Origin of the sequence: Dietzia sp. B19, assembly GCF_014145155.1 — a bacterium.
GTDB classification, from domain to species: Bacteria; Actinomycetota; Actinomycetes; order Mycobacteriales; family Mycobacteriaceae; genus Dietzia; species Dietzia natronolimnaea.
The window spans coordinates 12,160-13,730 of the sequence record NZ_JAALED010000528.1; the positions used below are offsets into that span (position 1 = coordinate 12,160).

Sequence of the window (1,571 nt, forward strand, 5' to 3'; positions counted from 1 at the left end):
GGTCCCGGGTACGCGTTGACGGAGTCGGGCAGGTTGCTGGCGGACGGTGTCGTGCGCGACGTCCTCCTGTAGAGCCGCTGGCCTAGAATCGTCTGTACGCAGGGCGCGAGGAGGGGGATCCATGTCGAGCACGGCCGATCGTAGGACCGAGGTCTTGCGCGCGATCGTCTCCGACTACATCGCCTCGCACGAGCCGGTCGGCTCCAAGACGCTGGTCGACCGCCATTCCCTGGGGGTCTCCAGTGCGACGATCCGCAACGACATGGCCGTCCTCGAGGCGGAGGGCTTCATCGTCCAGCCCCACACCAGTTCCGGACGGATCCCCACGGAGAAGGGCTACCGCCACTTCGTCGACTCGATCGAGGAGATCACCCCCCTCTCGCGCGCCCAGCGGAAGGCCATCCAGGCGTTTCTCGAGGGTGCCGTCGACCTGGACGACGTCCTCCGGCGGGCCGTGCGGTTGCTCTCCCAGCTCACCCGCCAGGTCGCCGTCGTCCAGTACCCGGTCCTGGGCCGCTCCACCGTGCGCCACCTGGAGGTGGTGAGCCTGGCCCCCACCCGTCTGTTGCTGGTGCTGATCACCGACACCGGCAGGGTGGACCAGCGGACCGTCGAACTCGCGGCCCCGCTGACGGACGACCATCTGGCCGAGCTCCGGTCCCTCCTCTCGGAGGCGGTCGCGGACAAGCGGCTCAGCGAGGCCTCCGAGGCCCTGGCGGCCACGCCTGACCGCGCTCGTCCGGACCACCGCGATGCGGCGGAACGGTGCGTGACGGTGCTGGTGGAGACATTGGTGGAGCAGCCCGACGACCGAATCGTCCTGGGCGGCACCGCCAACCTCACGCGCAGCGCAGCCGACTTCGACGGGTCCCTCAGGTCGGTCCTCGAGGCCCTGGAGGAGCAGGTCGTGATCCTCCGGCTGCTCTCGGCGGCGCAGTCCGTGGGGATGGGAGGGCCCGGAGGGGTCACCGTCCAGATCGGGGAGGAGACCCGGGCGGCGGAGATCCGCGGCGCGTCGGTGGTGTCCTCCGTGTACGGTTCCGAGCGCCAGATGCTCGGCGGGATGGGGGTGCTCGGGCCCACGAGGATGGACTACCCGGGAACAATCGCCTCGGTCGCCGCTGTTGCCCACTACGTGGGCGAGATCCTGTCCGGGCACTGACGCCCGTAGCCTCACCCGGGACCAGTTCTTCCATTGAGTTCATTTGACGAAAGGCGACACGTGTCACGCGACTACTACGGGACCCTCGGGGTCGATCGGGGTGCCTCGGAGTCCGAGATCAAGCGCGCCTACCGCAAGCTCGCCCGCGAGTTGCACCCCGATGTCAACCCGTCGGACGAGGCGCGTGAGCGGTTCACGGAGATCACGGCGATGTACGAGGTCCTCACCGACCCCGAGAAGCGCCGTGTCGTGGACATGGGCGGCGATCCCCTCGACTCGTCGCCCGGCGGCGGATACGGCGGCGGTTTCGGTGGCGGTGGCTTCGGCGCCGGCGGCGGTCTCGGCGACGTGTTCGAGGCGTTCTTCGGTGGCGGCGGGGGCGGCGGCGGACGCGGCCCCCGGAGCCGCG

General features: G+C 70.1%; 2 protein-coding genes. Both read left to right on the plus strand.

What is annotated here, in order from left to right:
- Positions 1-121: 121 nt before the first annotated feature.
- Positions 122-1,162: a heat-inducible transcriptional repressor HrcA gene (hrcA, locus tag G6020_RS14425; RefSeq protein ID WP_179524962.1), complete on the plus strand. Its 1,041-nt coding sequence runs from the start codon at positions 122-124 to the stop codon at positions 1,160-1,162.
- 60 nt (positions 1,163-1,222) lie between these two features.
- A partial coding sequence (locus tag G6020_RS14430) for a DnaJ domain-containing protein (protein ID WP_182611088.1) occupies positions 1,223-1,571 on the plus strand: 349 nt, incomplete at its 3' end.